The sequence below is a fragment of the Streptomyces spiroverticillatus genome, from assembly GCA_014650415.1.
Taxonomy (GTDB): domain Bacteria; phylum Actinomycetota; class Actinomycetes; order Streptomycetales; family Streptomycetaceae; genus Streptomyces; species Streptomyces spiroverticillatus.
The window spans coordinates 1-4,534 of record BMUX01000049.1; the positions used below are offsets into that span (position 1 = coordinate 1).

A 4,534-nucleotide genomic window follows, 5' to 3' on the forward strand; every position below is an offset into this window, starting at 1 on the left:
GCTTCGGCCTTCGCGAAGCAGCTGTCCGACGCCGTCGCACGGTACGGTCTCGACGGCATCGACTTCGACGACGAGTACGCCGAGTACGGCAACAACGGCACCGGCCAGCCGAACAGCAGTTCCTTCGTGTATCTGGTGACGGCGCTGCGCGCGAACATGCCGGGCAAGATCATCAGCCTCTACAACATCGGCCCGGCCGCGTCCCGCCTGTCCTACGGCGGCGTCAACGTCTCCTCGAAGTTCGACTACGCCTGGAATCCGTACTACGGCTCCTGGCAGGTCCCGGGCATCGCCCTGCCCAAGTCGAAGCTGTCGCCCGCGGCCGTCGAGATCGGCGGGACCTCCCGGAACACGGTCGCCTCCCTCGCCCGCCGCACGGTCAGCGAGGGATACGGCGTCTACCTGACGTACAACCTCGACGGCAGCGACCGCAGCGCCGACGTCTCGGCGTTCACCAAGGAGCTGTACGGCAGCGCCGCCGTCTACACACCCTAGGAACCGCTGCCCTCGGCCACCGGCTGTGCGGGCCTCCACTCGACCATCAAAGTGGTCGCGTCATCGCCCAGACGGGGGCCGGTGGCACCGAGGAAACTGTGCATGAGCCGGCGCAGAATTTCCGGGGCGAGTTCGCTGAGCGTGCCGGAGTCCGCGATGTCGTCCGCGAGGTGCTCGATGCCCAGCTCGCTGCCGTCGGCCTTCCGGGCCTCGGTGATGCCGTCGGTATGCGGGAGGACCCGGTCTCCGGCCCGAAACTGGATCTCGCGCTGAGTACTGCCTGACCGGGCACCAGCGTTCTTGCAGCTCAGCCCTTCCCCGAGAACGAGCCACCTCTAAATCCGTTTGCGACGCTGGCTGGCTGACCTATCCTGCCGGAGGTCATGTGCGGCGGGGCCCCTGCCGCGCGCACCATTCGGCGCGTTCGGCGTCGATACGTACCGTGTGCCTGGCCGGGAGGAGGTGGAAAACATGGACTGGAACTGGACGACGAGTGTGGCGGCCATAGTTGCCCCCGGCCGTGTGCCCTCGTTCGGCGCGCGGTAGGACTCTTCCCCCCTGTCACTGTGCGGCACCTCATGGTGGTGTCCGCTGTTCTCGCGATCCCTTGTGTCGCGTCCCGAGGTGGAGGACCGCGCGTCTGCTCCTGTACCTCTGACACAGATATGTGATCGCCTTGACCAAGAAGTCCTCTCCCAGGGACGCCGTGCCCACGCCGGTCCCTCATACCCCCGCGAACGCGGCCGATTTGCCCGATCCGAAGCGGTGGTGGGCCCTCGCCGTCATCGCAGGGGCCCAGCTGTTGGTGATTCTCGACGGCACGATCGTCAACATCGCCCTGCCCTCCGTCCAGAACGGACTGGGCATGTCGGATGCGGACCGGCAGTGGGTGATCACCGCCTACTCCCTGGCCTTCGGGGGCCTGCTCCTGCTCGGCGGCCGGATCGCCGACTTGGTCGGCCGCAAACGCACCTTCATGATCGGCCTGGTCGGATTCGCCGCCGCCTCCGCGCTCGGCGGCGCGGCCGACGGCCCCGGTGCGCTGTTCGCGGCGCGAGCCCTGCAAGGAGCCTGCGCGGCCGTATTGGCCCCCTCCGCACTGTCACTGCTGACCAACACGTTCACCGACCCCGCCGAGCGTGGCCGGGCATTCGGCATCTACGGCGCGCTGGCCGGGGGCGGCAGCGCCATAGGGCTGCTCGTGGGCGGCCTGCTCACCGAATACGCCACTTGGCGCTGGTGCCTGTACGTCAACGTCCCCGTCGCACTGGTCGCCCTCGGCGGCGCACTGGTCCTCCTCAAGGACAGCCCCGCCCAGCGCGGGGTGCGCCTCGACGTCCCCGGCGCGTTGCTCGCCTCCGGCGGGCTCGTGGCGATCGTGTACGCATCCAACGGTGCCGAATCCGCCGGCTGGGCCGATCCGCTGGTGCTGACGCTGTTCGCGGCCGGTGCGGTCCTGCTCGCCACCTTCGTGTGGTGGCAGTCCCACGCCAAGCATCCGTTGTTGCCGCTGCACGTCGTCAGCGACAGGACCCGTGCCGCGGCGCTGGCGACGATGGGCCTGGCCACCGTTGCCATGTTCGGCGCCTTTCTGTTCCTCACCTACTACCTTCAGGCCATCCTCGACTATTCACCCCTGAGGACCGGTCTGGCGTTCCTGCCGATGTCCGTCACGATCGTCATCGGCGCGACACAGATCGCCGCCCGCCTCCTGCCCCATACCGCCCCCCGCAACCTGATGGTCCCCGGCATGCTGCTCGCCGCCGTCGGCATGCTGCTCCTGACCCGTCTGAGCACGAACTCCGCCTACACCACCGGGGTGCTGCCCGCGCTGGTGCTGCTCGGCCTGGGCATGGGCATGACCTTCATGCCGGTCTATGCGACGGCCACCGCCGGGGTCGCCCCGAAGGACGCCGGCGTGACGTCCGCGACCGTCTCCACCTTCCAGCAGATCGGCGGCTCCCTGGGCACCGTCCTGCTGAACACGATCGCGTCGTCCGCCGCCACCCGCTATCTCGACGTCCACCCGTCCCGGGGCCGGGACCTGGGGGCGGGCATGGTGCACGGCTTCACTGTCGCGGCCTGGTGGTCGGCGGGCGTCCTGCTCCTCGCAGCGTTGGCCGCTGCCATGGCCAGGACTGTTGAGAAACCCTGACGAAGAGTCCTGAGGCCATTGGATGCTCCGCACCACAAAGCGTTCCCCGGCGATCCCGTTCGCGCTCCGCAACGGGATCGTCTGGGAGCACCCGCTGGAGGGACTCGGTGTCGGCTCCGGCATGACCTGCTGACGTGCTCACCCCGTGTCAGCAATCGGTGCCCTTCACTTCTAGGGATCATTAATCGGCGGGCAGTGGAATCCCGGCCGTGACCCGAACGAAGCCATCCCATCACGGCTGTGCCCGCCCCACAGGTGTCCGGGGCGGGCACAAGGGTCGGGAGCCGTCAGCGGGTTGCTGGTCTTGTTCGGTTCCCACTGGTGTGATGCGCGCACCTGCGGGTTTGTAGGCTTGCGGGTGCCCCACCGCATCCGCTGCAGGAGAGAACCGTGTCCGCCTCCCACCCATCGCTCCACCCCGCCTGCCGAGCCGTCCGCGCCTCCGTACCCAGGCGCGCCGCCCGCGTCGTGGTACTCCCCGCGGCTCTGCTCGCGTTGAGCCTGGGGCTCGGCACGACCGCCCAGGCGTACGAGCCTGCCTCCACCGGCACGCGCCCGGCGGCCCGTTCGACGGCACCCGACCGCGCGACGGTGACGGAGGGCCAGGTGCGGGAGGTCGCCCCGGGAGGCGTGCTGACGTACCCCAGTGTCACCAGCTGCCTCACGATCACCGTGCGGCTCGGTGACGGCGGGCTGGTCGGTGCGCACGCCAGCCTCTTCCAGGTGCCGGGGGAGCTGCGCTCCGACGCGATCCTGCCCGCACTGGACGCCGCGGTGGGTGACAGGCCCGTGGCCTCCGTCGAGGTCAGGGGGGCCGTGGGCGCCTGGCACCCGAGCTATTTCACGAAGGCGATCGAGAGCTACGGCGAGGGCGAGCAGGTGCCGGTTCCATCGGGCCCGGACATTGAGGGGCTCGCGCGGGAGGTGGCCAGTGAACTCGGCGTTCCCCGGGCGTCGGTCACCGCCGAGGACGTACCCGACGGCGACCAGGTCGTGACCGGCGGCGTCGGGCCTCGGTGAGGAGGAGCAGGGGCGAGGTGAGGCTGGGCCTTGACCCCGAATCCTGAACACGGGTTATGCGGCTTGTGCCAGCGTAGTTTGTGTGCGGTGGAGGGCGTTCTCGAAGGCGATCGGTGATCGTTGTCCGAGGTGGGAGTGTCGGCGTCGGGTGTTGTAGCGGTGGAGCCAGCGGAAGGCCTCGCGCTCGGTCGGCCAACTCTTTCGTCCTTGAAGGGTCTCGCGTTTGAAGGTCGCGTTGAAGGACTCGGCGAGTGCGTTGTCCGCGCTGGACCCGACCGCGCTCATGCTCCGCCGAACCCCTGCTGACCTGCACGCTTCGGCGAAGATCCTGCTCGTGTACTGAGCTCCGTGGTCGGTGTGCATGATTGATTCGGCGAGACTGCCGTGGGTTCGGATCGCCGCGGCCAGGGCGTCGGTGACGGGGTCCGCGCGCATATGGTCGGCGATCGCCCAGCCGGCCAGACGGCGTGATGCGAGATCGATGACGGTCGCCAGGTAACAGAACTTCCCGCCCTCGATGGGCAGGTAGGTGATATTGCCGACGTACTTCGTGTTCGGCCTGTCCGCGGTGAAGTCGCGGCCGATCAGGTCCGGGGCCTTGGCGGCGGCCGGGTCAGAGACGGTGGTGCGGTGCCGGCGGCGCAAACGGACTCCTTCGATCCCGGATGCCCGCATGATCCTGGCGACGCGCTTGTGGTTGACCGCGACGCCGTTCTCCTCGCGGAGCTCGGCGGTGATCCTCGGGGCTCCGTAGGTGCCGTCCGATTCCTGGTGCACTGCCCGTATCCGGGCGGCCAGACGGGCGTCGGCCACCTGCCGGGCGGCCCGGTCCGCAGCCGTCCGCCGCCAGTAGTAGAAGCTCGA

The 4,534-nt window shown here is 69.1% G+C and carries 4 protein-coding genes and 1 pseudogene; 3 read left to right on the forward strand and 2 right to left on the reverse strand.

The annotated features are described in order from the left end of the window. Positions 1-495, forward strand: a pseudogene (locus IE269_RS42520) (glycosyl hydrolase family 18 protein); the annotation flags it as partial. Here the strand turns inward: IE269_RS42520 and IE269_RS43950 are convergent. Then, complete coding sequence (locus tag IE269_RS43950) at positions 492-806, reverse strand: SpoIIE family protein phosphatase (protein ID WP_189828740.1); 315 nt, start codon at positions 804-806, stop codon at positions 492-494. The pseudogene IE269_RS42520 and the gene IE269_RS43950 overlap by 4 nt on opposite strands. Before the next feature lie 395 nt (positions 807-1,201). On the opposite strand from IE269_RS43950, the gene IE269_RS42530 reads away from it, so the two are divergent. Both IE269_RS42530 and IE269_RS42535 read left to right on the forward strand, forming a co-directional pair. Further along, a complete protein-coding gene (locus IE269_RS42530) occupies positions 1,202-2,650 on the forward strand; it encodes an MFS transporter (protein WP_229898639.1) in 1,449 nt (482 codons plus the stop codon). Between the two features lie 390 nt (positions 2,651-3,040). After that, positions 3,041-3,670, forward strand: coding sequence for a hypothetical protein (locus IE269_RS42535; RefSeq protein ID WP_229898637.1), 630 nt, complete (start codon positions 3,041-3,043; stop codon positions 3,668-3,670). A gap of 54 nt (positions 3,671-3,724) precedes the next feature. On the opposite strand, the gene IE269_RS42540 is transcribed toward IE269_RS42535, so the two are convergent. Further along, positions 3,725-4,534: IS3 family transposase (locus IE269_RS42540; protein WP_189828739.1), on the reverse strand; the 810-nt coding region annotated here is incomplete at its 5' end.